Origin of the sequence: Roseateles sp., assembly GCF_039595295.1 — a bacterium.
Taxonomy (GTDB): domain Bacteria; phylum Pseudomonadota; class Gammaproteobacteria; order Burkholderiales; family Burkholderiaceae_C; genus Roseateles.
In genome coordinates this window covers 139763-163959 of the sequence record NZ_JBCNLU010000002.1, presented here as the reverse complement: position 1 = coordinate 163959, position 24197 = coordinate 139763, and the positions used below count along the sequence as shown (strand labels likewise).

At 68.4% G+C, this 24197-nt stretch carries 25 protein-coding genes; 4 read left to right on the top strand and 21 right to left on the bottom strand.

Annotated features, from left to right (window positions below; translation table 11 throughout):
- Positions 1–64: 64 nt before the first annotated feature.
- From atpD to ABDW59_RS02680, 15 genes are all read right to left on the bottom strand, one after another.
- A complete protein-coding gene (gene atpD / locus ABDW59_RS02750) occupies positions 65–1477 on the bottom strand; it encodes a F0F1 ATP synthase subunit beta (protein ID WP_067066410.1) in 1413 nt (470 codons plus the stop codon).
- 53 nt (positions 1478–1530) lie between these two features.
- Positions 1531–2406 carry a F0F1 ATP synthase subunit gamma gene (gene atpG, locus ABDW59_RS02745; protein ID WP_343627892.1) on the bottom strand — a complete coding sequence of 292 codons (876 nt, stop codon included), beginning with the start codon at positions 2404–2406 and terminating at the stop codon, positions 1531–1533.
- 61 nt (positions 2407–2467) lie between these two features.
- A complete protein-coding gene (gene atpA / locus ABDW59_RS02740; protein ID WP_343627891.1) occupies positions 2468–4021 on the bottom strand; it encodes a F0F1 ATP synthase subunit alpha in 1554 nt (517 codons plus the stop codon).
- Positions 4022–4115: 94 nt separating this feature from the next.
- Complete coding sequence (locus ABDW59_RS02735; protein WP_343627890.1) at positions 4116–4649, bottom strand: F0F1 ATP synthase subunit delta; 534 nt, start codon at positions 4647–4649, stop codon at positions 4116–4118.
- Positions 4650–4651: 2 nt separating this feature from the next.
- A complete protein-coding gene (locus ABDW59_RS02730) occupies positions 4652–5122 on the bottom strand; it encodes a F0F1 ATP synthase subunit B (protein ID WP_343627889.1) in 471 nt (156 codons plus the stop codon).
- 37 nt (positions 5123–5159) lie between these two features.
- Positions 5160–5408, bottom strand: coding sequence for a F0F1 ATP synthase subunit C (gene atpE, locus ABDW59_RS02725; RefSeq protein ID WP_058933479.1), 249 nt, complete (start codon positions 5406–5408; stop codon positions 5160–5162).
- A gap of 78 nt (positions 5409–5486) precedes the next feature.
- Positions 5487–6365 carry a F0F1 ATP synthase subunit A gene (gene atpB / locus ABDW59_RS02720; protein ID WP_343627885.1) on the bottom strand — a complete coding sequence of 293 codons (879 nt, stop codon included), beginning with the start codon at positions 6363–6365 and terminating at the stop codon, positions 5487–5489.
- Positions 6366–6381: 16 nt separating this feature from the next.
- Complete coding sequence (locus ABDW59_RS02715; protein WP_343627884.1) at positions 6382–6933, bottom strand: ATP synthase subunit I; 552 nt, start codon at positions 6931–6933, stop codon at positions 6382–6384.
- Between the two features lie 244 nt (positions 6934–7177).
- Positions 7178–8188 (bottom strand): SMP-30/gluconolactonase/LRE family protein, encoded by a 1011-nt coding sequence (locus ABDW59_RS02710; RefSeq protein WP_343627882.1) that lies wholly within the window; start codon positions 8186–8188, stop codon positions 7178–7180.
- 48 nt (positions 8189–8236) lie between these two features.
- The gene (locus tag ABDW59_RS02705; RefSeq protein WP_343627881.1) at positions 8237–8728 is read right to left on the bottom strand and encodes a GNAT family N-acetyltransferase; all 492 of its coding nucleotides are present in this window, start codon (positions 8726–8728) and stop codon (positions 8237–8239) included.
- A 33-nt stretch (positions 8729–8761) separates the two neighbouring features.
- The gene (locus ABDW59_RS02700) at positions 8762–9409 is read right to left on the bottom strand and encodes a glutathione S-transferase C-terminal domain-containing protein (protein WP_343627880.1); all 648 of its coding nucleotides are present in this window, start codon (positions 9407–9409) and stop codon (positions 8762–8764) included.
- Positions 9406–10119, bottom strand: coding sequence for an alanyl-tRNA editing protein (locus ABDW59_RS02695; protein ID WP_343627878.1), 714 nt, complete (start codon positions 10117–10119; stop codon positions 9406–9408). The genes ABDW59_RS02700 and ABDW59_RS02695 overlap by 4 nt, the downstream gene beginning before the upstream one ends.
- Positions 10119–10763: a VOC family protein gene (locus tag ABDW59_RS02690; RefSeq protein WP_343627877.1), complete on the bottom strand. Its 645-nt coding sequence runs from the start codon at positions 10761–10763 to the stop codon at positions 10119–10121. The genes ABDW59_RS02695 and ABDW59_RS02690 overlap by 1 nt, the downstream gene beginning before the upstream one ends.
- Before the next feature lie 4 nt (positions 10764–10767).
- A complete protein-coding gene (locus tag ABDW59_RS02685; protein WP_343627876.1) occupies positions 10768–11616 on the bottom strand; it encodes a PhzF family phenazine biosynthesis protein in 849 nt (282 codons plus the stop codon).
- Between the two features lie 122 nt (positions 11617–11738).
- On the bottom strand, positions 11739–12950 hold the full coding sequence (locus ABDW59_RS02680) for a PLP-dependent aminotransferase family protein (RefSeq protein ID WP_343627875.1): 1212 nt from the start codon (positions 12948–12950) through the stop codon (positions 11739–11741).
- 92 nt (positions 12951–13042) lie between these two features.
- Between ABDW59_RS02680 and ABDW59_RS02675 the strand changes: the two genes are divergently transcribed.
- Together ABDW59_RS02675 and ABDW59_RS02670 are read left to right on the top strand one after the other, a co-directional pair.
- Positions 13043–14524, top strand: a complete 1482-nt coding sequence (locus ABDW59_RS02675; protein ID WP_343627874.1) for a PLP-dependent aminotransferase family protein — start codon at positions 13043–13045, stop codon at positions 14522–14524.
- Between the two features lie 82 nt (positions 14525–14606).
- Positions 14607–15392 carry a fumarylacetoacetate hydrolase family protein gene (locus ABDW59_RS02670; protein ID WP_343627873.1) on the top strand — a complete coding sequence of 262 codons (786 nt, stop codon included), beginning with the start codon at positions 14607–14609 and terminating at the stop codon, positions 15390–15392.
- Between the two features lie 9 nt (positions 15393–15401).
- Here the strand turns inward: ABDW59_RS02670 and ABDW59_RS02665 are convergent, their stop codons facing one another.
- The 3 genes from ABDW59_RS02665 to ABDW59_RS02655 form a co-directional block, all read right to left on the bottom strand.
- Positions 15402–16100, bottom strand: coding sequence for a hypothetical protein (locus ABDW59_RS02665; protein WP_343627872.1), 699 nt, complete (start codon positions 16098–16100; stop codon positions 15402–15404).
- A gap of 69 nt (positions 16101–16169) precedes the next feature.
- Complete coding sequence (locus tag ABDW59_RS02660) at positions 16170–18047, bottom strand: ATP-binding cassette domain-containing protein (protein WP_343627871.1); 1878 nt, start codon at positions 18045–18047, stop codon at positions 16170–16172.
- 15 nt (positions 18048–18062) lie between these two features.
- A complete protein-coding gene (locus tag ABDW59_RS02655; RefSeq protein ID WP_343627870.1) occupies positions 18063–18950 on the bottom strand; it encodes an AraC family transcriptional regulator in 888 nt (295 codons plus the stop codon).
- Positions 18951–19062: 112 nt separating this feature from the next.
- Between ABDW59_RS02655 and ABDW59_RS02650 the strand changes: the two genes are divergently transcribed.
- Positions 19063–20478, top strand: a complete 1416-nt coding sequence (locus ABDW59_RS02650) for a cytochrome P450 (RefSeq protein WP_343627869.1) — start codon at positions 19063–19065, stop codon at positions 20476–20478.
- Between the two features lie 138 nt (positions 20479–20616).
- Here the strand turns inward: ABDW59_RS02650 and ABDW59_RS02645 are convergent, their stop codons facing one another.
- Entirely contained in the window at positions 20617–21189 is a 573-nt protein-coding gene (locus ABDW59_RS02645) for a helix-turn-helix transcriptional regulator (protein WP_343627868.1), read from the bottom strand.
- Positions 21190–21230: 41 nt separating this feature from the next.
- Between ABDW59_RS02645 and ABDW59_RS02640 the strand changes: the two genes are divergently transcribed.
- On the top strand, positions 21231–22385 hold the full coding sequence (locus ABDW59_RS02640) for an MFS transporter (RefSeq protein ID WP_343627867.1): 1155 nt from the start codon (positions 21231–21233) through the stop codon (positions 22383–22385).
- Positions 22386–22470: 85 nt separating this feature from the next.
- On the opposite strand, the gene ABDW59_RS02635 is transcribed toward ABDW59_RS02640, so the two are convergent.
- A complete protein-coding gene (locus tag ABDW59_RS02635; protein ID WP_343627866.1) occupies positions 22471–23460 on the bottom strand; it encodes a Bug family tripartite tricarboxylate transporter substrate binding protein in 990 nt (329 codons plus the stop codon).
- A 196-nt stretch (positions 23461–23656) separates the two neighbouring features.
- Positions 23657–24181 (bottom strand): MarR family transcriptional regulator, encoded by a 525-nt coding sequence (locus tag ABDW59_RS02630; RefSeq protein ID WP_343627865.1) that lies wholly within the window; start codon positions 24179–24181, stop codon positions 23657–23659.
- Positions 24182–24197: the final 16 nt, after the last annotated feature.

Sequence of the window (24197 nt, the reverse complement as noted above, 5' to 3'; positions counted from 1 at the left end):
GAAGTGAGAAGTCCGTTCGGAGTTCGATGGAGCGCCGCTCGCGCGGCACTCCGTCGAGGGCTCTTTACTGGATCTTCTTGGCCTTCTCGAAAGCCTCATCAATCGTGCCGACCATGTAGAAGGCCTGCTCCGGCAGGTGATCACACTCGCCGTTGACGATCATCTTGAAGCCGCGGATGGTTTCCTTCAGCGGGACGTACTTGCCGGGCGCGCCGGTGAAGACTTCCGCGACGTGGAACGGCTGCGACAGGAAACGCTGGATCTTGCGAGCGCGGGCCACGGCCTGCTTGTCTTCCGGAGACAGCTCGTCCATGCCCAGGATCGCGATGATGTCGCGCAGTTCCTTGTAGCGCTGCAGCACCGACTGCACCGCGCGGGTCGTCGTGTAGTGCTCTTCGCCGATCACGTTCGGGTCGATCTGACGCGAGGTCGAGTCCAGCGGGTCCACGGCCGGGTAGATGCCTAGCGACGCGATGTCACGCGACAGCACGACAGTGGCGTCCAAGTGGGCGAAGGTCGTGGCGGGAGACGGGTCGGTCAGGTCGTCCGCAGGGACGTACACGGCCTGGATCGAGGTGATCGAGCCGACCTTGGTCGACGTGATCCGCTCTTGCAGACGGCCCATTTCCTCGGCCAGCGTCGGCTGGTAGCCCACCGCGGACGGCATGCGACCCAGCAGCGCGGACACTTCCGTGCCGGCCAGCGTGTAGCGGTAGATGTTGTCCACGAAGAACAGCACGTCACGGCCTTCGTCACGGAAGGACTCGGCCATCGTCAGGCCGGTCAGCGCGACGCGCAGACGGTTGCCCGGGGGCTCGTTCATCTGGCCGTAGACCATGGCGACCTTCGACTTGCTCAGGTCCTCCTGGTTCACGACGCCCGCATCCGACATCTCGTGATAGAAGTCGTTGCCCTCGCGGGTACGCTCGCCGACACCAGCGAACACCGACAGACCCGAGTGAGCCTTGGCGATGTTGTTGATCAGCTCCATCATGTTGACGGTCTTGCCCACGCCGGCGCCGCCGAACAGACCCACCTTGCCGCCCTTGGCGAAGGGGCAGATCAGGTCGATCACCTTGATGCCGGTTTCCAGCAGCTCCTGCGACGGGCTCAGCTCGTCGTAGGCCGGGGCCTTGCGGTGGATCGGGGCCGTCTGAGCGCTCGAGACGTCACCGCGCTCGTCGATCGGGTTGCCCAGCACGTCCATGATGCGGCCCAGGGTCGCTTGACCCACGGGGACCTTGATCATGTCGCCGGTGTTGTAGACCTCGGTGCCGCGGCGCAGGCCGTCGGACGAGCCCAGCGCGATGGTGCGCACCACGCCGTCGCCCAGCTGCTGCTGCACTTCCAGCGTCAGGGCCGAGCCTTCCATCTTCAGAGCGTCGAACACCTTCGGCATCTGGTCGCGCGGGAACTCCACGTCCACGACGGCGCCGATGCACTGAACGATCTTGCCCACCGATTGAGTGTTAGCCATTTTTTCGTTCCTTCAATTCCAAATCTATGCGTTGCCTGCGATCGCTCGCGGGATCAACCGCTGATGGCGGCGGCGCCGCTGACGATTTCCGACAGTTCCTTCGTGATCGCGGCCTGGCGGGTCTTGTTGTAGACCAGCTTCAGCTCTCCGATCAGCGTCCCGGCGTTGTCCGTCGCGGCCTTCATCGCCACCATGCGCGCCGATTGCTCGGACGCCATGTTCTCCGCGACCGCCTGGTAGACCAGGGCCTCGGTGTAGCGAATCAACAGCTCGTTGATCACCGTCTGGGCGTCGGGCTCGTACAGATAATCCCACGCGTGGCCCGCGGCATCCGTCTCCAGCGACTCGGCCGTCAGCGGCAGCAATTGCTGCACCACCGGCTCCTGCTTCATCGTGTTGACGAAGCGGGTGTAGCAGAGATAGACCGCCGACAGCTTGCCCTCGGCATACGCGTCGAGCAGCGTCTTGACCGGGCCGACCAGCTTCTCCAGCTGGGGACTGTCGCCGAGTTGCGTCGCATGCGCGACGACCTTGGCGCCAATCCGGTTCATGAAGCCCAGACCCTTGTTGCCGATCGCCACCACTTCCGACTTCTGACCGGCGGCCTCAAGCTCCTTGAGCTTGTTGGTCGCGGCGCGAAGCAGGTTGGTGTTCAGGCCGCCGCACAGACCCTTGTCCGTCGTGACCACCACGAAGCCGGCCACCTTGGCGTCCGGATTCGTCACCATGAAGGGGTGGCGGTACTCGGGATTGGCCTTCGAGAGATTGGCGGCGATGTTGCCGACCTTCTCCGCGTACGGACGGGCCGCGCGCATCCGATCCTGCGCCTTGCGCATTTTCGAAGCGGCGACCATTTCCATGGCCTTGGTGATCTTCTTGGTGTTCTCGACCGACTTGATCTTGCCGCGAATTTCCTTGCCTGCTGCCATGATTTCTCCTTGTGAGGGCCGGGTCTTGCCAGTACTTCAGCGAGACCCGGTCATGGTTGCTTTAGGCGAAGGACTTCTTGAACGACGTGATCGCGGCGTTCAGTTCAGCTTCGGCGTCCTTGTCCATGGCCTTGTCGCTTTCCAGCTTGGACAGCAGGGCCGCGTGCGAGGTCTTCAGGAACTGGTGCAGGCCGTGCTCGAAGGCCAGGACCTTCTTGACCTCGATGTCGTCCATGAAGCCCTTGTTGGCCGCGTACAGCGACGCGCCCATCAGGCTGATCGGCAGCGGGCTGTACTGCGCCTGCTTCAGCAGCTCGGTCACGCGGGCACCGCGGTCCAGCTGCTTGCGGGTCGCGGCGTCCAGGTCCGAGGCGAACTGCGCGAAGGCGGCCAGCTCACGGTACTGCGCCAGGTCGGTACGGATACCGCCGGACAGCGACTTGATCAGCTTGGTCTGGGCAGCGCCACCGACGCGCGACACCGAGATACCGGCGTTGATCGCGGGACGGATGCCGGCGTTGAACAGGTTGGTTTCCAGGAAGATCTGGCCGTCGGTGATCGAGATCACGTTCGTCGGAACGAAGGCGGACACGTCGCCGGCTTGCGTTTCGATGATCGGGAGCGCGGTCAGCGAGCCGGTCTTGCCCTTCACTTCACCCTTGGTGAAAGCCTCGACGTACTCGGCGTTCACGCGGGCGGCGCGTTCCAGCAGGCGGCTGTGGAGATAGAACACGTCGCCGGGGAAGGCTTCGCGGCCCGGAGGACGGCGCAGCAGCAGCGAGACCTGACGGTAGGCGACGGCCTGCTTGGACAGGTCGTCGTACACGATCAGCGCGTCTTGGCCGCGGTCGCGGAAGTACTCGCCCATCGTGCAGCCCGAGTAGGCCGACACGTATTGCATCGCGGCGGATTCAGAAGCGGAGGCGGCCACGACGATGGTGTATTCCATCGCACCGGCGGCTTCCAGGGCGCGCACGACGTTCTTGATCGACGAAGCCTTCTGGCCGATCGCGACGTACACGCAGGTCATGTTCTGACCCTTCTGGTTGATGATCGCGTCGATCGCCACGGCGGTCTTGCCGGTCTGGCGGTCGCCGATGATCAGCTCGCGCTGGCCACGGCCGACAGGCACCATCGAGTCGATCGACTTCAGACCGGTCTGGACCGGCTGGTCCACGGACTGACGCGCGATCACGCCCGGGGCGACCTTCTCGATGACGTCGGTCATCTTGGCGTTGATCGGGCCCTTGCCGTCGATCGGCTGACCCAGCGCGTTGACGACGCGGCCGACCAGCTCGGGGCCGACCGGCACTTCCAGGATGCGGCCCGTGCACTTGACGGTGGCGCCTTCGACGATGTGCTCGTAGCCGCCCAGGATCACGGCGCCGACGGAGTCGCGCTCCAGGTTCAGCGCCAGACCGAAGGTCTGCGAGCCGTCCGGGGCGACGGGGAATTCCAGCATCTCGCCTTGCATCACGTCGGACAGGCCGTGCACGCGCACGATGCCGTCGGAGACGGACACGACGGTGCCCTGGTTGCGCACGTCGGTCGTGGCGCCAAGGCCTTCGATGCGGCTCTTGATCAGTTCGGAAATTTCAGCGGGATTCAGTTGCATTGCTTGCTCCCAGCGGCATCCCGCCGTAGCGGGACACCAGGGTGAATCGGGGGGATCTTTGGCAGTCGGGCTGAGCACCTGAAGGCCAGAGGCCTCAGGCGGTCAGCGCCACTTTCATGCGTTCCAGGCGGGCCTTCACCGAGGTGTCCAGCACCTCGTCGCCGACCACCACACGGATACCGCCGATCAGGCCAGGCTCCAGCTCAACCTGCGCTTGCAGCTTGCGACCGAAGCGCTTCTCCAGCGACGCGACCACCTCGGCCAGCTGAGCCGGCTCGATGGGGAAGGCGCTGTAGATGTGCGCATCGGACACGCCGGACGCGGCATTGGCCAGTTCGTGGAACTGCTGGACCATCGCCGGCAGCACCGACAGGCGGCCGTTGGCGATCACCTCGCGCAGGAAGTTCTGAACGCCGGGCAGCAGCGACTGCTTGCTCGCCGCGGACACCACCTGGAACACCTGTTCGGTGCTCACCTTGGGGTCTTCGGCGAACTGGCGCAGTTGGCTGTCGCTGGCGACGAGCGCCAGCGCGGCGAGCTGCTCGTTCCAGGTCTTGAGGTCCTGCGAGGACGCGACCTGGAACAGCGCTTCGGCGTAGGGACGGGCAATGGTTGCGAGTTCAGCCATGATTACAGCTCCGTCTTGAGACGGTTCAGCAATTCGGCATGCACGCCGGCATTGACCTCGCGCTGCAGGATTTGTTCAGCACCCTTGACGGCCAGCGCGGCGACCTGCTCACGCAGGGCCTCGCGGGCGCGCACCGACTGCTGCTCGGCTTCAGCCTTGGCAGCGGCGATGATCTTGGCGCCTTCCTCTTCCGCACGCTTCTTCGCCTCGTCGACGATGGCGGCGCCGCGCTTTTCAGCGTCGGACAGCAGCTTCGTCGAGTCATTGCGGGTCTGCGCCAGTTGCTCGTCGATCTTCTTGTTGGCGTCGGCCAGTTGGCTCTTCGCCTGGTCAGCGGCGGCCAGTCCGGCCTTGATCTTGTCGGCCCGCTCGTCCAGCGCCTTCACGATCGGCGGCCAGATGAACTTCATCGTGATGAACACGAGGATGGCGAACGGGATCCACTGAATGAACAGGCTAGCGTTGATATTCACGGCACGATCCTTTCAGACGTGAAAGGGGCGTGGCGGATTAACGCAGCACGAACGGATTGGCGAAGGCGAACAGCAGAGCGATAGCGACGCCGATCAGGAAGGCGGCGTCGATCAGGCCGGCCAGAATGAACATCTTGGTTTGCAGTTCGTTCATCAGCTCGGGTTGACGGGCCGAGGACTCCAGGAACTTGCCGCCCATCAGCGCGATGCCGATGGAAGCGCCGATCGCGCCCAGACCAACGATGATGCCGCAAGCCAGAGCGACCAGACCGAGGATGTTTTCCATGTTTTGCTCCTGAGAGAGTTAGATAAAAGAAAAGGGAAAGAAAAACGAGAGGGACGAGATCGAGGCTGTCCGTCCGGATCAGTGCGCGTCGTGCGCCTGGCCCAGGTAGATCAGCGTCAGCATCATGAAGATGAAGGCCTGCAGCGTGATCACGAGGATGTGGAACAGCGTCCAGACCGTGCCGGCGATGACGTGGCCGATGGCCAGTCCGATGCCGGTGCCGGTCAGGGCCCAGCCGCCGCCCATCAGAGCGATCAGCATGAACACGAGTTCGCCGGCGAACATGTTGCCGAACAGTCGCATGCCATGAGACACCGTCTTGGCGATGAACTCGATGACCTGCATCAGGAAGTTGAAGGGCCACAGCGCCCAGTGGTCACCGAACGGAGCGGCGATCAGCTCATGCGCCCAGCCGCCCAGGCCCTTGATCTTGATGTTGTAGAAGAAGCAGAGCAGCAGCACGAACGTGGACATGCCCAGCGTCGTCGACAGGTCGGCGGTGGGGACGACGCGCATGTAGGCGTGGTGCGGATCGTGGCCGGTCGAGGCGACGTAGCCGGTCCAGGCGGACGGCAGCGCATCCACGGGCAGCATGTCCATGGCGTTCATGAAGAAGATCCACACGAACACGGTCAGGGCCAGCGGGCCCACCAGGCGGCGGCTCTTCTCGTTGTGGATCAGCGCCTTGGCCTGGTTGTCGACCATCTCGACCAGGATTTCCACGGCGGCCTGGAAGCGGCCCGGGACGCCGGCATGAGCCTTGCGAGCGGCACGCCACAGGAAGAACACCACCAGCAGGCCGAGGACGGACGTGTACAGCAGCGAATCGAAGTTGAAGACGCTGAAGTCGACGATGTTCGTCTGCTTCACGTTCTCGAACTGGAAGTTCTTTTGCCAGTGCTGCAAATGGTGGGTGATGTATTCACCCGAGGTCGGCGCGTGTCCTTCTGCTGCCATGGTTGCTTTCCGATGCTTATTTTCTGATTCGACCCTGCCGAAGCAGGGCCAGCCAATTTGCCTTCAGGGTCACGACCAGGGTCGACAGCATGGCTGGCCAACTCAAGGACGAGAACCCCACGGCGACCGCCACCAGGATGGCGACCGCCAGAATGATCTTGATCAGCTCCCAGACCATGAACGAGAGCACCGCCGTGCCGCCATTCATCGCCGTTCGCCGGGTCATGCCCCACGCCATCAACGCGCCGGGCACCACCACCGCGCCGGCGCCGAAGAGCGCCGACAGGGCTTTGTCGGCTTGTAGGGACAGCAGACCCCACAGCGCGACCATCGCGACACCCGCCACCGCCTGCCAGGACAACAAGGTCCAGGCCGACACCGCCGGCTGCCGGGCCCTCAAGTCCTGCGCCTCTTCTCGAGACAGGGGCTTGAAAGCCTGTTCGCCGTCCGCATCTGCGTCGATCCGGTCGTCCCAGGGATCCTGGCCTGCGGGGCGCTGAGCGTTCACTTGAACGTCTGACGTCGTGGCGGCTTGCGGCGCGGAGGCGCGCGCGGGATCGGGAGTCACGGCTGCGAGGTGCGGTCGGCAAAACCACGAGATTATAGGTGCTTTGCCCTTACAGACCCTTAACAGACCCCGCCGTCGGCCCTTCCGGCTCGACTTGACAGGCTGTGCGATCCACGCATAAGGGCCCGAGAGCCCGTGTCCATCGGCCTTCCCGGCCATCGGACCCGCGCGCGTAAAGTCGGTCGCGCGCGCAGTGGGCGCGCAACACCTGACCCTGATCCGCCCTCCGCGGGCGGGCCATGCCTCAAGTCACAGGGGTTTTCCCCAGGGTCTCGTCGATCTTCGCGAATCGCGTCGGCAGCCCCGCCGCCGGCACCCGCATCTGCAGCACACAACCCGCGAGCGGCTGAGCGGCCAGCTCCTCGGCGCTGCGCTTTTCGCGTGCGGTGGTGACGAAAAGGGTGCGCAGATCCGCACCACCGAAGGTCGGCATCGTCGAGCAACGCACCGGCAGCGCGACGCGCTGCAAGACCTCTCCCGACGGCGAGAGTCGCAGCAGCTGCTGCCCCTCCATCATCGCGACCCAGTAGCAGCCTTCAACGTCGACCGCCGCCCCGTCGGGCCGCCCGCCATAGGTCTCGAGCGGTTGCTCGGGTCCGCGGCGCTCGAACTGCGCGAACAGCTGTCGCTCCCCGACCACGCCGGTTTCGACATCGAAGTCGAGCCGATAAATCTCATGGGCCTTGGTGTCGGACCAATACATCGTCCGGTCGTCCGGACTCCAGGCCAGGCCGTTGGAGACCGTGATCCCCTCCTTGACCTGCTCGAAGCGGCCGTCGCGCAGGCAGTAGAGCGCGGACTCCGGCTGGCGCGCGTCATCGATGGTGCCGACCCACAGGCGGCCTTTCGCATCGGCTTTGCCGTCATTGAAACGACGCTTGCTCGGGTCGTAGGGCGGATCGATCAGGCGCTGATAGCCGTTCGCATCTCCGGCATCCATCCGCTCGGGGTCGAAGCGCCATAGACCGTCTCGCTGGGCAATCAACAGCCCGCCCTCTTCCAGTGGGACGACACAGCCCGGCTCGTCGGTGAGCGCCCAACGACGCGGCTCGGTCGCGCCGGTGTCCAGACGCAGCAGCGCCTTGCCGGGAATGTCCAGGTAGTAGAGCCGCTGCTCCACCGGGTGCCAGAACGGCGACTCGCCCAGCAGCGCCGGGGTCAGCGACGCGGGCTCCAGCTGGAAGAAGCGCTCGTCGGCGGCTGCGGACGAGGACGACGGCACCGCGGACGGCGTCGGAGAGGGCGTATGCGACATGCCCCGATGCTATGTCCGTAACTTGGCGAAACCTGCAAGACCTGGCCCTCAGGCCAGATCCACCTTCAGGTAATGGGCGCCGGGGATGGGATTGAAGTAGTACGGCGGGATCTCGACGAAGCCGAGATGCTCGTAGAGCCCACGCGCGGCTTCCATGTCGTCCAGCGTGTCCAGCAACATGGTGGAGTAGCCCGCGCTGGTCGCCGCGTCGATCAGCGCCTGCGCCATCGTGCGACCCAGTCCGAAGCGGCGGAAGGCCGGACGGATGAAGAGTCGCTTCATCTCGCAGGCGTTCGCGTAGTCGGAGTCGGCGATCGGCCGGAAGCCGCCGCAGCCGGCGACCTGTCCGTCGATGAGCGCGAGCAGCAAGCCGCCCTGGGGCGCCGCGTACTCGCCGGGCAGCGAGCTGAGCTCCTGCTCGAAGTTCTGGAAATCGAGGTCGATGTCCAGGGTCTGCGCGTATTCGCGCATGATCAGCCGCGCTTCTTCCCACAACAGGGGCGAATCGGGGCTGATCAGTCGTATCTCAGGGGTTTCCACCCGGGCGAGTGTAGCGAAAGCACCCGATGGGAGTCAGGGCCCCGCGTCACGCCCGTGCAGGACGAAACCGGGACGCTCCAGCAGACGCTGGTAATAGTCCTCGACCCGTGGCAGCGCGGCGTGCGCAATGGGCGCGGCGCGCCAGCGATGCGTCGCCAAGCCCAGCACCACGTCTGCCACAGTGAAGCTCGCGCCCAGCACGAAGGGCCCGCCCGACGCGGCCAGCTGTCCCTCCAGTATCGCCATGTGGCGGTTCCAGGCCGCGATACCGGCCTCGATCTGTGCGGCGTCCTGATGCAGGGCGCTCTTGCGCACCAGCCCCATGAAGGCGTAGCGCCAGCTGTTGTTGAGCTCGCCACCCTGCCAGTCCATCCACATCTCGACCAGCGCCCGCCGATGCGGCTCGTCGGGCAGCAGATCGATGCGGCCCTCGCGATGCGCGAGGTAGCGGCAGATGCTGTTGCTCTCCCACATCGAGAAAGGCACGCCGGTCGCGCCGGCGAGGCCTTCGGCTGTGTCGATCAGCACCGGCATCATCGCGTTGGGATTCAGCAGCCGGAAAGCCTCCGCCTTGACGTCGACGTCCTCGCGCTCGATCTCCAGGCCCAGCTCGACGCCGGTCCACAGCACCTTGCGCACGTTGATGGACCCGGCGCGGCCGAGCACGCGCAGCGCGCTCATGACGCAAAGCCCAGCACGACGCGGCGCGTCTTGGCCGACTTCTTCTCGATCTTGGTCACCACCACGGCGCCGATCTCGGCGGTGTTGGCGACATGCGTGCCGCCGCAAGGCTGCAGGTCGACCTCATCGATCTTGAGCAGGCGCACGCGGCCGCTGCCGCGCGGCGGCTGCACGCTCATGCTGCGGACCAGACCCGGATTCGCGTCGAGCTCCTCATCGCTGATCCAGCTGTGGCCGACCGGATGCGCCTCCGCCACCAGACGCGCGATGCCGGCCGTCAGCGCGTCCTTGTCGAGCGCGTCGGTCATGTGAAAGTCCAGTCGCGCATAGCTCGCCGTGATCGAGCATCCGTCCACCGGATGCGGCACCAGCGCGCACAGCAAATGCGTCGCGGTGTGGAAACGCATGTGGGCATGACGACGCCCCCAATCGATGCGGGCCGTCACCGGCGTTCCGGCGTCGATGCCGGCCAGCGACTGCTCGGGCTCGGTCAGATGGAGGATCTCGCCGCCCTCGCCCTTGCGGGTGTCGACGATGCGGATCTCCCGGCCGTCGGCCAGCGTCAGCGTGCCCGCGTCACCCGCCTGACCGCCGCCTTGCGGATAGAACACCGTGCGGTCCAGCAGCAGACCGCGCTCGTCGACGCGCAGCAGCGTCGCGCCGCATTCGCGCAGCTGCGCGTCTTCGCGGAACAGATCCAGCGTGCTCATCAGGGCAGAACGTCCTCGAGGTCGCCGGACTGCGTCGGCGCATCGGACAAGGTCCCTTCGATCGCCTCCAGCTCCACCGTCCCCTTGGGTGTAGCGAGCTGCGCCCGCAGCCCGTCGCGGGCCTCGAAGCCCAGCAGCTGCACGCCGCTCTCGGGGAGCTTGTCGGTCGGATGGGCGCTGCCCTTCCATTCGATCGGCACCGGCAGGCCTTCCTTGCGCAGACGGCGGCCGTCCTCGCGCAGCGCGATGCGCCAGGCCAGGTCGCCGCGGGCGGCTTCGACGGCCTCGCCGGCCTCGATGCCCTCGCCTTTCCAGATCGCCAGCGTCGCATCCAGACTCGGCACCCGCGCGACCCAGTGCAGCAGCGCGGGACCGTCCTTGAGCCGCTCGCGCACGGCGGGCTGATCGAGGTCGAACCAACGTGGGCGGCCAGGATCGGGCGCCTCGGGATCGATGGCGATGATCTCGAGGTAGCAGCGCGGATAGGTCGGGGGCGCGCTGATGTTGAGCAGCAGGTTGTGCGTGCTCATCAACGCATGGCGTCCGCCGGGTTGAGGGGCGACACCCAGGACCTGTTCGCACCAGGCGCGGCCCTCTTCCAGCGTGTTCGCGGCGACAACGAGATGATCGACTTCCATGTTCATGGCCTCACAACCTCACCTGTCCGTGAATCAATGGCGCGACATCGCCGCCAATCCAGCAATGCCCCTCCTCGCGGGCCACATGGACCCTGCCGGCGCGCCCCATGGCCGTGCCCTGGGAGGCCACATAGCGGTCGGGCGCCAGTCCGGCGCCTTGCAGCCATAGTGCCAGACCCGCGTTCAGGCTGCCCGTGACCGGGTCTTCCGGAACGCCCAGGCCGGGCACGAAGGCCCGGACCTCGAATTGCTGCGGCGAGCCCGCAGGATAAGCGCCCACGACGCCCAATTTGAGTCCCGCCATTGACACGAAATCCGGTTGTAACCGCAGCACCGCCTCGGCCGAGCTCAATCGCGCCGCCATCCACTGCGGCCCGTTGTCGACCCACACCAGATCGAGCAGGTCCGAATCCGCGATGCCCAGCGCCTTGACCGCCTGCGCGCGCAGTTCGGGCTCGACCGGCCCCTCGCGTCGCAGCGGCGGCGCGGCGAAGGCCAGACGCGAGCCGTCGCGGCGGATGCGCACCAGCCCGATCGCGCATTCCTGGACGACCTCGCCGGGCTTCTTCGGATCACCGCCGCTGCTCAACCAGGCATGCGCCGAGCCCAGCGTCGGATGACCGGCAAACGGAAGCTCGCCGCCCGGCGTGAAGATGCGGACCCGGTAGTCCGCCGCGGGATCCGTCGGCGGCAGCAGGAAGGTCGTCTCCGACAGATTTGTCCACCGGGCGAAGGCCGCCATCGTGGCCTCGTCCAGCCCGGCGCCGTCGATGACGACCGCCAGTGGATTGCCCTTCAAGGCCTGCGGGGTAAAGACATCCACTTGGACAAAGCGGCGCAATTCGGACGACTGGGACATGGAGGACCTCGAAACGTAGGGACGAAGTTCACCCGGGCCGCCTGACACGACGGTGACAGGCGGCCGGATGTGCGGTGGCGAACCGAGAGGCGACTCGCCGGCGGGCGGTGAGTCGCCGACGCTCAGGGCGTCGTCTCGGCGGTCTGGGCGAGCGCCTCGTGCAGCATGCGGCCCAGCTTCTCGACGCCCTCGGTGATCAGGTCCGGCGTGAGCGTGACGAACGAGAGCCGCAGCGTGCGCGGATCGGGCTGGTGCGCGTAGAACGCGGCGCCCGGCACGTAAGCGATGCCGGCATCGACGGCGCGGGGCAGCAGCGCCATCGCGTCCAGGCCCTCGGGCAGTCGGATCCAGAAGAACATGCCGCCCTCGGGCTTCTGCCATTCGCAGCCGGCAGGCAGGAAGTCGCGCAGCGCGGCGGCCATCGCATCGCGATTGGCCTTGTAGCGGGCGCGGATCTTGGGCACGTGCTCGTCCAGGAAGCCGTTCTTGATGACCTCGTAGACCACGCGCTGGTTGAACCCCGGGGTGTGCAGGTCGGCCGCCTGCTTGGCCTGCAGCAGCTTGGGGTAGATCTCGGTCGGGGCGACGATGTAGCCCAGGCGGAAGCCGGGCGTCAGCACCTTGGAGAACGAACCCAGATAGATGCTGCCCTCGGGCCAGTGGGAGCTCAGCGCGGCGGGCGGCGCCTCGTCGAACCACAGGTCGCCGTAGGGGTTGTCCTCCACGACCGGCACGTTGGCCTGGCGGGCCGCGGCCATGACGGCCTCGCGGCGCTCACGGCTCATCACGCGGCCGGTGGGGTTCTGATAATTCGGGAGCAGATAGGCGAAGCGGGTACCCGGCGCGTCGTGCGGCAGCGCGGCGATCGCGGAGGGGAGCGGGCCCTGGTCGTCGCTGGCCAGGCTGGCGAAGATGGGCTCATAGGGGGTGAAGGCCTGCAGTGCGCCCAGATAGGTCGGGGTCTCGACGGCGACCGGCGCGCCGGCGTCGCACAGCAGCTTGCCGACCAGGTCGAGGCCCTGCTGGGAACCGCTGGTGATCAGCACCTGATCCGGCTGGGCCTTGATGCCCAGCGACGCGACCTTGGCCGCCACCCATTCGCGCAGCGGCGCGAAGCCCTCGCTGGCGGCGTACTGCAGCGCTTCCTTGGCGTTGTTCGTCAACACCCGGTCGCAGGCGGCCTGGATGGCCTCGACCGGGAAAGTGTCGGCGCTGGGCAGGCCGCCGGCCATCGACAGGATGCCGGGCTTTTCGGTGACCTTCAGGATCTCTCGGATGATGGACGGATTCATGCGCGCGGCGCGGCGGGCCTGGGTCCAAGGACTGCGGTTCATGGGGGATGTCTCCGGTTGAGCGACCCAGTCTAGTGCCTCGACCAGCACAGAACCAATACACTGCGCCATACCACCGCATCATCTGTATCGGCATGGACACCAGCACAGCCAGCGCCGGCCTGAGCGCACCCTCAAGCGCCAATGTCGCGCCGGTCGTCCTTTCGCGCAATGCCAGCCAGCCGCTGGCGCAGCAGCTGGCCCAGCGCTTCGCGGCGCGCATCCAGCAGCGGCTGCTGCTGCCGGGCGCGCGGCTGCCCTCGGTGCGGGACTGCGCGCGCCATCACGGCGTCAGCCCGTACACGGTGGTGGCGGCCTATGACCAGCTGCTCGCGCAGGGCTTGTTGGAGGCGCGCAAGAAGCGAGGGTTTTTCGTTCGCGAAACCCGCGCCCTGCCGACACGCACGCCCTTCGCCCCGACCGAGGCGCCGGCGCCACTGCCGCCGCCCGTGGACGCCAGCGCGCTGATCCGCGGCATGTTCCAGGCGGACGCGCGGCGCTCGCCCGGCCTGGGCACGCTGCCGGCCGAGTGGCTGGATCTGGCGCTGCTGCAATCGACGCTGCGCCGCCTGGCCGCACAGGCCGACGACGCGCTGCTGTCCGGCTACGGTGAGCCGCTGGGCGACGAACGTCTGCGCCGCGCGCTGTCGCGGCGGCTGCTGGACATCGCCGTCCAGGCCGGACCCGAGCAGATCATGAGCACCGTCGGCGCGACACACGGGCTGGACCTGATCACCCGCTCCTTCCTGTCGCCGGGCGACGCGGTGCTGGTGGACGACCCGGGCTGGGCGATCGAGTACGCCCGGCTGTCGCAGGCCGGCATGCGCCTGCTGCCGGTGCCGCGCGGCGCGCACGGCCCCGACATCGCGGTCATGCGCCGCCTGATCGAGGAGCACCGGCCGCGCATGTACGTGACGGTGTCGGTGCTGCACAACCCGACCGGCGCGACGCTGGACCTGGCGCACGCGCACCAGGTGCTGCAGCTGGCGCACGAGCACGATCTGCTGATCGTCGAGGACGATACCTACGCCCTGTTCGCGCCGAATCACGCGCCGCGCCTGGCGGCGCTCGACCAGCTGCGGCGCACGATCTACGTCTCGGGCTTCTCGAAGATGCTGTCGCCGGCCTGGCGGGTGGGCTTCGTCGCGGCCAGCCCGGACCGCATGGCGCGGCTGACGGAGCTCAAGCTGGTGGCCTCGCTCACGACCAGTCCGCTGATGGACCGCGCGGTCGCCTTGTGCCTGGAGCAGGGGCTGCTGCGCAAGCACGCCGAGCGCATCGGATCGCGACTCGAGGCCGCGCGCCAGCGCTGCGTGCGCCTGGCCGAAGCAGCGGGCTGCCGCTTCGTCTCGACCCCTGCGGGGCTGTTCGGCTGGGTCGAGGTGGGCGTGGACACCGAGCGGCTGGCCCCGATGATGATGGACCAGGGCTGGCTGATCGCGCCGGGCATCCTGTTCAGCCCGACGCGCACGCCGGGCACGCTGATGCGGATCAACTTCGCGACCTCGCAGGACCCCAAGTTCTGGCAGGCCTTGGAGAAGACCCGGGATCAGGTGCGCGAGGCGACGCGGCGCTGACCGCCGCCAGGATCGCGTCGTCGGGCGGTGGCGCAAGCCCGCGGCACGCTGGCGGAGTCTCGCGAGGCTACAGTCGGCGGCCATGAACGCCACCACCCACTCCTCTCCCGCCGCCTTGGGCGATGCGCTCGCGCAGGCCTGGCAATCGGATCAACTGCTGGACGCGGCCGACTGGTCGCTGCACGACGAAGCCGCCGCCTATGAAGCCCAAGCCGTGCTGGCCCAGCGCCTGGATTGGCTCGCCCCCGGCCGGCCGCAGGTCTGGAAGGTCGGCGGCTCGTCGCGGGACGGCGCGCTGGGCTCTTCGCCGCTGCCACCGCTGCGCACGCGGGAAGTTCGCGGCCTGCGCAACGGCGGGGACTTCGGCGATCTGACGCTGATCGGCGCCGAAGCGGAAATCGCGCTGCGACTGGCTGAGGACGTCACGCCCGAGATGGCTGCCACGCTGGTGCCTGGCCAGGCCGAACACCTGATCGCCGCGATGTGCGTGGCCATCGAGTGGCTGGGCTCGCGCTGGAAGGACGGTCTGGCCACCGACAACCTGCTGCGTCTGGCCGATGCGCAGACGCATGGGGCGCTCGCGCTGGGCCCGTGGCAGGCCTGGAAGCCCGGACACGACTGGGCGAATCAGCCCTGCGAGCTGATCGTGGGCGACCAGCCGCCGATGGGCGGCGTGGGCGGTCACGGGCTGAACGATCCGGCCTGGGTGATGGCCGGCTGGCTGAAGACAGCCACCCGCACCGGCCTGACCGTGCCGGCGGGCAGCGTGGTGACGACGGGGTCGTGGCGCGTGGCGACGAAGCTGGCCAAGGGGGCGATGGTGACGGCGCGCTATGCGGGTCTGGGGGACCTGGTCGTGCGCGCCTGATCAAGACCCTCATTCCGCCTCGGGTTGAGGCGGAAACAGCCGGTCGAACTCGCGCCTGGCTTTGTCGAGGCTCATGATGCGCACGCCTGCGGGACAGCTGTCCAACTGCGCCTGTGGGTGCATGCCGACAATGGCGCCCGCAGGCGCGATCAGTGTCCCGACGACCGCCCGGGGCCCCAGATAAACGGGGAAAGGCGAGCTTCCCCGTTGGAGCAGCTTGAGCGTCCGGACCTGGCCGTCGATCGTGTCATTGCCAAAGTGCGAGAGCTCACCGTCGATCTTGCCCTCCATGCTGAAGGAGCAGGGGCTCTCCGCCACAGACACGTTTCCACGGATCGTGGAGTTCGGACATAGCTGCAGGTCATCGCAGCGCACGTCCCCCACCAGATGAGCGCTTCGCATGCGCAGCGCGGCGCATTCGACCATCGGCCCGTCCACAGTCGGGCCGATGATCCGCGCATTCGTCATCTCGACCCATCGCCATCGACCGGAGAGCCGGATCGGCGCCGTCATCAGCGCGTCATCCAGGCGGACATGAACGGCGTCATCGACGCATTGATCGTGCCGCCCATTAGCGATCGACAACACGTTCGCGGACATCATGCGGACCGTGGCGGGCGGCATGCCGGCCGGAGCGGTCATCGCGCCGCCGATCGGATCAGAGCCTTCGACCGAGGCCGACGCATCCCTACGAACTGAAGTCCACATGACGAACCCTCTTGGAGTGGAAGAGGGCCGATGAGTTTGCTTCGTGCAAAAGCCGTTCGGCGGGCGCCGTCACTTCGCCTCAAGCACCTCCCACCGCTCCATCAGCGCGAGCAGCTCCTCGTCGATCTCGCCGGCGCGCTGCGTCACCTCGGAGATCCTCGCCGCGCCCTGCGTGTAGAGCTCGCTGCCGTTGAGCAGCGCGTTCAGGTGCTTCTGCTCGGTCTCCAGCGCGGCGATCTTGCCGGGCAGTTCGTCGAGCTCGCGCTGTTCCTTGTAGCTGAGCTTGCGCTTGGTCGCGACCACCGGCGCAGCGGCCGGAGCGGGCGCCGGCGCGGGCGCGGCCACCGGGGCCGGGGCCTGGCGCGCCTTGATCTCGGCCGCGCGCTTGGACTGCTGCAGCCAGTCCTCGATGTCGCCCTCGTACTCGCGCCACTGGCCCGCGCCTTCGCTGACGATGGTCGAGGTCACGACGTTGTCCAGGAAGCGCCGGTCATGGCTGACCAGGAAGACCGTGCCGTCGTACTCGGCCAGCAGCTCTTCCAGCAGTTCCAGCGTCTCGATGTCCAGGTCGTTGGTCGGCTCGTCCAGCACCAGCACGTTGGCCGGGCGCGCGAACAGTCGGGCCAGCAGCAGCCGGTTGCGCTCGCCGCCGGACAGGCTGGACACGGGCGACTCGGCCCGCGCGGGCGAGAACAGGAAGTCGCTCAGGTAGCTCTTGACGTGCTTGCGCTGGTTGCCGATCTCGATCCACTCGCTGCCCGGGCTGATCGTGTCGGCCAGCGTGGCGCTCAGATTGAGCGCGTCGCGCATCTGATCGAAGTAGGCGACGGTCATCTTCGTGCCCAGGCGCACCTCGCCGGAATCGGGAGGCAGCTCGCCCAGGATCATCTTGAGCAGCGTGGTCTTGCCCGCGCCGTTCGGGCCGATCAGGCCGACCTTGTCGCCGCGCAGGATGGTGCCGCTGAAGCCGTCGACGATGACGCGGTCGCCGAAGCGCTTGGAGACGTTCTCCAGCTCCGCGACGATCTTGCCGCTGGACTCGCCGGTGGCCACGTCCAGCCGGACCTTGCCCTGCACGTCGCGGCGCGCGGCGCGATCGGCGCGCATCTCGTGCAGGCGCTGCACGCGGGCGACGCTGCGGGTGCGGCGGGCTTCCACGCCCTTGCGGATCCAGACCTCTTCCTGCGCCAGCAGCTTGTCGAAGCGGGCGTTGGCCAGCGCTTCGTTCTCGAGTTCATAGGCCTTGGCGGCCTGGAAGGCGGCGAAGTTGCCGGGGTAGCCGCGCAGCTGGCCGCGGTCGAGTTCGACGATGCGGTTGGCGACGTTGTCCAGGAAGGCGCGATCGTGGGTGATCAGCAGCAGCGAGCCCTTGAAGGCGTTCAGCAGTTCTTCCAGCCAGCGGATCGCGTCCAGATCCAGGTGGTTGGTGGGCTCGTCCAGCAGCAGCACGTCGGGCTGCGCGACCAGCGCGCGGGCCAGCGCCACGCGCTTCTTCAGCCCGCCGGAGAGCTCGCCCACCCGACGGCTGCCGTCCAGCTCCAGCCGGTGCAGGGTCTCGTCGACGCGCTGTTCCCAGTTCCAGGCGCCGATCTGCTCGATGCGCTCCTGGACCCAGGCCAGGTCGTCGTTCTCGTCATGCGCCTCGTAGCGCTCGCGCAGCGCCTTGGCCTCGGCGACGCCCTCGCTGACGACCTCGAAGATCGTCGCCTCGGGGCGCAGGTCGGGCTCTTGCGGGACGTAGACCGTGGTCAGGCCCTTCTCCAGCTGCAGCAGCCCGTCGTCGAGCTTCTCGATGCCGGCGAGGATCTTCAGCATCGAGGACTTGCCCGTGCCGTTGCGACCGATCAGGCCGACGCGGTCGCCGGTTTCCAGGGAGAAATTGGCCCCGTCGAGCAGCGGCACGTGACCGAAAGCGAGGTGGGCGTTGGTGAGGGAGAGGACAGCCATCCCGGGATTGTCCCCTCAAACCCAGACACGGTAGGCCCAGAAAGATTCGCTTTCGGACACCAGGCGGCGCAGCTCCTCGGGGCTGAAGCCGCTCAGGCGGCGCGTCTCGCGGCACAGGTGCGCCTGGTCGGCGTAGCCGTTGTCGTGCGCCAGCGCGCTCCACAGAATCGTCTCGGCGCTCTCCTCCTGGCGGCGCACCGACTTGAAGGCCGCCTCGGCGCGGCTGACCAGACGCAGCGCGCGCAGGCTTTGTCCGCTCCATTGCTTGATGCGGCGTTCGGCCTGCCGGACGCTGCGACCGTGGCCGGCGGCGACCGCGCGCATCGCCAGATGCTGCATCCAGCCGCTGTAGCCGCGCGGGGCCACGGCCGCGGCGTCCGGCTCCTCCGCCATCCGCCGGCTGGCCTCGCGCCAGCGCGGCAACAGGAAGGCCTCGAACAAGCGCTGGGCTTCATGCTCATCGCGTGCGGCTTGCATCGCCCGATCGAAGGCACGCCAGTCCGGATCGTCGACGACCTCGGACAAGCCCAGCATCCGGTCCTTGAGCGCGCTCAGGTCGACGCCGGTCATCGCCTGGAAGGCCTCGGGCCGGATCGCGACCATGAACGCGCGGCCCCCACGCGTCGAGCGGAAGCGCTTGGGCCCGCTGCGCGGTCCGCCGACCAACCCGGCCGGCAGCCAATCGCCGGGCGTGCCGTCGGGCGCGAGCTCCCGCACCTGGCCGCTCAAGGCCCAGCTCATGCCGCACAGCGGCGTGGCGGGAAACCAGGTGGTGAGCTGCTCGTCGCTGATGTCGGCCGCGGCGCTCAGATCGCGCCAGAGGTAGGCGTAGACGCAGCCGTCCAGCGCGAGCGAGGGCACGCGCAGCCGGGCGACGGTGTCGGGATGCAAAGGGGCGTCCATGGCGCCGCAGTCTAGGCGGGACGCGGCCTCGCACGCGAGGGCGCGACGCGAAACCCCGCGATGTCGCTTCGATTCAAGACAGCACGCCAGACGCCGGCCACGATGCGACACCATGAGCCACGTCCTTGCCCTCTCCGGTAACCTCCCCGGCCCCCGTCCCCGCTGGGCCGGCCTGCCCGAAGTCCTATCCATGCGGCGCGACTACCTGGGCCACATGCAGCGCCTGCGGCAGCGCTACGGCGACGTCGTGCATCAGCGCCTGCTGGGGCTGGACGACGTCAACTTCTTCCACCCCGACCAGGTGCGGGAGCTGCTCATCGCCGCGCACGACGGGATGATCCGCTGGGAGCGCGCGACGCGGGTCTTCGCCGACGCGCACGGCCAGAGCGTGCTGGTGGCCGAGGGACCGGCCTGGCAGCGCCAGCGCAAGCTGCTGCAGCCGGGGTTCTCGCCTCAGCGGGTGCAGGGCTTCGTCCCGCTGATGGTCGAGGCGTCCGAGCGCGCGCTGGGGCGCGTCGCCGTCGTGGGCCGCCAACCGGTGGACGTCGACTTCGAGCAGCTGATGACGCTGCTCACCATGGACGTGATCCTGCGGACGCTGTTCTCCACGACGAGCCCTGATGGCGGCGACGCCGATGCCGCCTCGGTCGAAGCGGCCTGGGCGGTCCATGAGCTGGGCCGCGTCGCGATGGGCGAGATGTACGTCCCCGTCAGCGCGCCGCTGTGGGCGCCGTGGAAGGCGGGCAAGCGGCGCGCGTTGAAGGCGCTGGACGGACTGATCCGCGGCCACGTGGCGCAGCGGCGCGGCATGGGGGCGGGAGCGAGCAGGAGCGTCTCGGCGCACGCCGGGCCGGGCGATCTGCTGGCGCTGCTGATGTCGCTGCGCGACGAGGACGGCCGCGGGTTGGACGACACCGCCATCCGCGACGAATGCATGACCGCCTTCCTGGCCGGGCACGAGACCAGCGCCGCCGCGCTGACCTGGTGGGGCTGGTGCATGGCCGCGCATCCGCAGGCTCAGCGCCGGGCGGCGGAAGAGGTCGACGCCGTCCTGGGCGATCGCGCGCCCACGGCGGCGGACCTGACCCGGATGCCCTGGCTGAGCCTGTGCATCAAGGAAGTGCTGCGGCTGTATCCGGCGGCGCCGGCGCTGTTCTCGCGCCAGGCGACGACCGAGCTGGACATCGCCGGCTTCAAGCTCCAGCCCGGCACGATGCTGCGCATCACGCCCTGGGTGATGCAACGCGACCCGCGCTGGTTCGAGGATGCCGAGGACTTCCGCCCCGAGCGCTTCGATCCGGCCAGCGGTCACGCGGAGATTCCGCGCGGCGCCTGGATGCCTTTCGGCGCCGGCCCGCGGGTCTGCCTGGGCAGCCACTTCGCGCTGAACGAGATCACGCTGGTCGCGGCGATGGTGCTGCAGCGGCACCGCCTCGCGCGGGTACCCGGCAAGGCGCCGCCCGAGCCGGTGCTCAACATCACCTTGCGCCCGAAGCATCCCCTGCGGCTGCGCCTGCTGCCGCGCTGAGGGGCGAACCCGCGAATCTTTTATTCATGGACGCCGCCGTCCTCGCCGCTTAGCGTGACGGGCATGCTCCCGTCACTCCCGCATCGGCCATGTCATTGGCCGTGTCATCGGCCCTCCGCGCCAAAGCCGCGCGCGTGCTCAGTCCACGCCCAGCGTTTCCGACAACCGCACGAAGCTCCCGTCGGACAGCTGGATCCGCACCCAGCGCATCCGGCTCGACCAGATGGGCATGTCCTGCTCGACGGCGGAGCCGGTGTCGAACTCGATCGCGTCGGGCGCGGGCTCATACCAGCCCCGCGCATCGAGCTGCGCTTCCTGCGCGACGATCTCCGGCGTGGCGTAGCACCACAGCGCGCGGCCGATCAGCTGCGAGCGTGGCAACCGGCAATGGCGCTCGCGGCCCTGGGACATCGCCAGCAGCCGATGGCTCAGATCGCAGATCAGATGCACCGGCACGGGCGCGCGCTCGACCAGGCGGCCGAGCTCGAAATCGGCGGCGCTGTCCAGGCGCGCGGCCATGAGGCGGCGCAGCGCCTGCTGTTCGTCGAAGGTCGGTGCGCTGCCGCCGGACTCCCAGCGCGACACCGTCGTCTGCGAAACGCCCAGCTCGGCGGCCACCGCGCCCTGCTTCAATCGCCGCACGCTGCGCCACAGCCGCAGGCTGCGGCCGAGCTGGCGGGCATCGCAGGAGAGCAAGGGAGCGTCGTTCATGGCGGGACGGAGAGGTCGATGAGGCAGCGGGGAGGCGCGAGGTGAGGATTCTCCTGTACTACGCCTGCGGCGTGTTCGCGGCGGCTCAGTTGGGCAAGTTCGCGGCGCTGTCTCCGCTGATCTCGCGGGAGCTCCATCTCGGTCTGGCGGCAATGGCCGCGCTGACCTCGCTGCTGGAAGTCTGCGGCGCGACGCTGGGCGGCGTCGCCGGGTATTGGTTGCCGCGGCTGGGCCTGCGGCGCGGGCTGTCGCTGGCGGTGCTCAGCCTGGTCATCGGATCGGCCGCGGCAGCGTTCGCGCAGGACGTGGTGACGCTCACGCTGGCGCGTCTGCTGGAGAGCCTGGGCTATCTGGTGGTCGTCGTCGCGGCGCCGGTGCTGGTCGCGCGCGCGGCGCACGGGCGGCGACAGGCCGCCGCGATGGCCTTGTGGAGCACCTTCGTGCCGGTGGGGATGGCGGTCGGCGCTTGGACCTACGCGAACGCGGCGGGTGTGATGGGGTGGCGCACGGCGCAGGTTCTGAGCGTCGCGGGCGGCGTGCTGCTGTGGCTGGGCCTGCGGCGCATTCCGTCGGCCCATGAAGCCGCGCTTGCCGATGAGCATCGTCATCCCGGCCGTACTGGGGTGCTGCTGTGGGCGCTGGTCGCGGCCTTCGGCGCGTATGCGATCGCGGAGGTGGGCCTGCTGGCGCTGCTGCCGAGTCTGCTCACGCAGGGCGGCATGTCCTTGGGCGCGGCGGGCAGCTGGACGGCGGTCGCGGCGCTTGCCAACGTGCCCGCGAGCGCACTCGGCGCTTGGTTGCTGCGACGGCATGGCGCGCGTTCGTCGACGATCGCAGTGGCGATGGGGCTGTCGCTGCTGCTGTCGGGGCTGTGTTTCCTGGGCGTGATGCGCGATGGCGGCGCGTCGGAGATGCAGGCGCCGTTGGCGGTGGCGATCAACCTGTGCTCGGGGGTGTTCCCGAGTCTGGTGTTCGCGCTGCTGCCGTTGGCGGCGGGCTCGCCGGAGAGGCTCTCGCTGGCGAGCGGGCGATTGACGCAGTTCGGGGCGTCGGGGGCGTTGATGGGGCCGCCGTTGGTGGGGGCGGTGGTGGAGCGCTGGGGGTGGAGCAGCGCAGGCGGGGTGAGTCTGGGGCTGTCGCTGCTGGCGGTCCCGCTGGCGCTGCTGGCTTGGAGGCGGCTGCATCGGGGGCCTTAGCGGTAGGCGGGAGGAAGACCCTCTCCCCTGCCCTCTCCCGCAAGCGGGAGAGGGAGTAGGAAGCGAGGGAATAAGAAGGGCGCGATCAGTCGTCGGACGAGAAGCCCGAGGCTTGCACGATGGGGCCCCATTGCACGCGCTCGGCGGCCAGGCGCCGGGCGTAGTCGGCGGGCGTCATCGCCAGCGGCTCGAAGCCCAGCTTGGCCAGGCCTTCGACGACCTGCTTCTCGCGCAGCGCCACGCGCACCAGGTCCGACATCTTGTCCACGATGGACGCAGGCGTCTTCGGCGGCAGGAACAGGCCGTAGGTCTCGACGCCGATGATTCCCTTGAAGCCCTGCTCGGCGAAGGTCGGAACCTCCGGTGCGAAGCGCGAGCGCTCGTGGTCGGTGACGCCCAGGATGCGCAGGCGGCCGCCGGGCAGATGCGGGAGGAAGTCGCCCAGGATGAAGCAGCCCGAGGCGATCTGCCCGCCCATCAGGTCCTGCAGACCCGGCGCGGCGCCGCGGTACGGCACATGCGTGAGCGTGATGCCGGCGGCGCGCTTGAACTGGTCGCCCAGGAAGTGCGGCATCGCGCCGGCGGCGGGCGTCGCATAGGCCGACTGCTCGGGATGCGCCTTGGCCCAGGCGACGAAGTCGCTCAAGGTCTTGACCGAGGCCGGCACCATCGGGCCCACGCCGAAGCCGCAGGTCGCGTTGGCGATCGGGGATACCGCGATCGCGTCGGTGTCCGGCTTGTAGGCCAGCTTCCGATAGACATGCGGATAGATGGTGAACATCGAAGAGGGGCTCATCAGCAGCGTGCCACCGTCGGGCGGCGCATCCTTGAGCGCCGTGATGGCGAGCCGGCCGCCCGCGCCGACGCGCTGCTCGACCAGCACCGTCTCCGCCAGGCGTCCTCGCCAGGCCTCGGCCACGCGGCGCGCGCTCACATCGACCGAGCCGCCCGCCGGGAAGCCCACCAGGATGCGCGGCATCGCCGCCGTCTGCGCACGCAAGGCGCCGCTCGCGCCGGTCAGTCCGGTCGCCACCAGCACGCAGGCGTCGCGCCTGCTCACTCCGTTTCGGGTCATCGCTTGTCTCCTGTTGTCCCGTTCTGACGGGTTGTTTTCCGACTTCTGCTGTCGTCGACCGAGCACGTCGGCGCAAGCCGGTGCCCCCTTCGCTCATACGCGCCGCCCGCGCCGCACAGCGACGCGTTCTCCGCAAATCGCTCAGAGGGCACCGGCTTGCGCCGACTCGCCATCACCGAGCGTCACTGCCAACTGCCTACTGCGTCGTGTCGATCGCCGCGGCGGCTGCCGCCGCGACGGCCGCGAGGCGCTCCAGATCCGCCTTCAGGCGCGCGGCGCTGTCGCCCAGGCCGCTCATCAATCCCTGGTCGTGCGCGCGGACGCGCCGCTCCAGCACCGCCAACTTGCGCTTGCCCTGCGCCGTCAGATGCAGACCCCAGCTGCGGGCGTCCTCGGCATCGTCGCGACGCTCGACCCAGCCGCGACCCGTGAGCCAGTCGGTCAGGCGCAGCGCGCCGCTGCGGTGCAGGCCCATCGCCTGCGCGAGCAGCCCTTGGCGCATGCCGGGGTTGCGCCCGACCAGCACCAACGCCGCGAAGCGCTGCGGGCTGACGTCGAGCTCGGCGGTGGCCCGATGGAAATCCAGATAGAGCGCGTTCTGCGCGCGGCGCAGCGCGTAGCCGAGCAGCTCGTCCAGCACGCCGTAGTCCAGTCCGGGGACGGGCAGCAACGGGGCTTCGGGCGGCTCGGGAACGAGCTTGACGGTCGCGGATCGGCTCATCGTGTCGAGCTTAGGT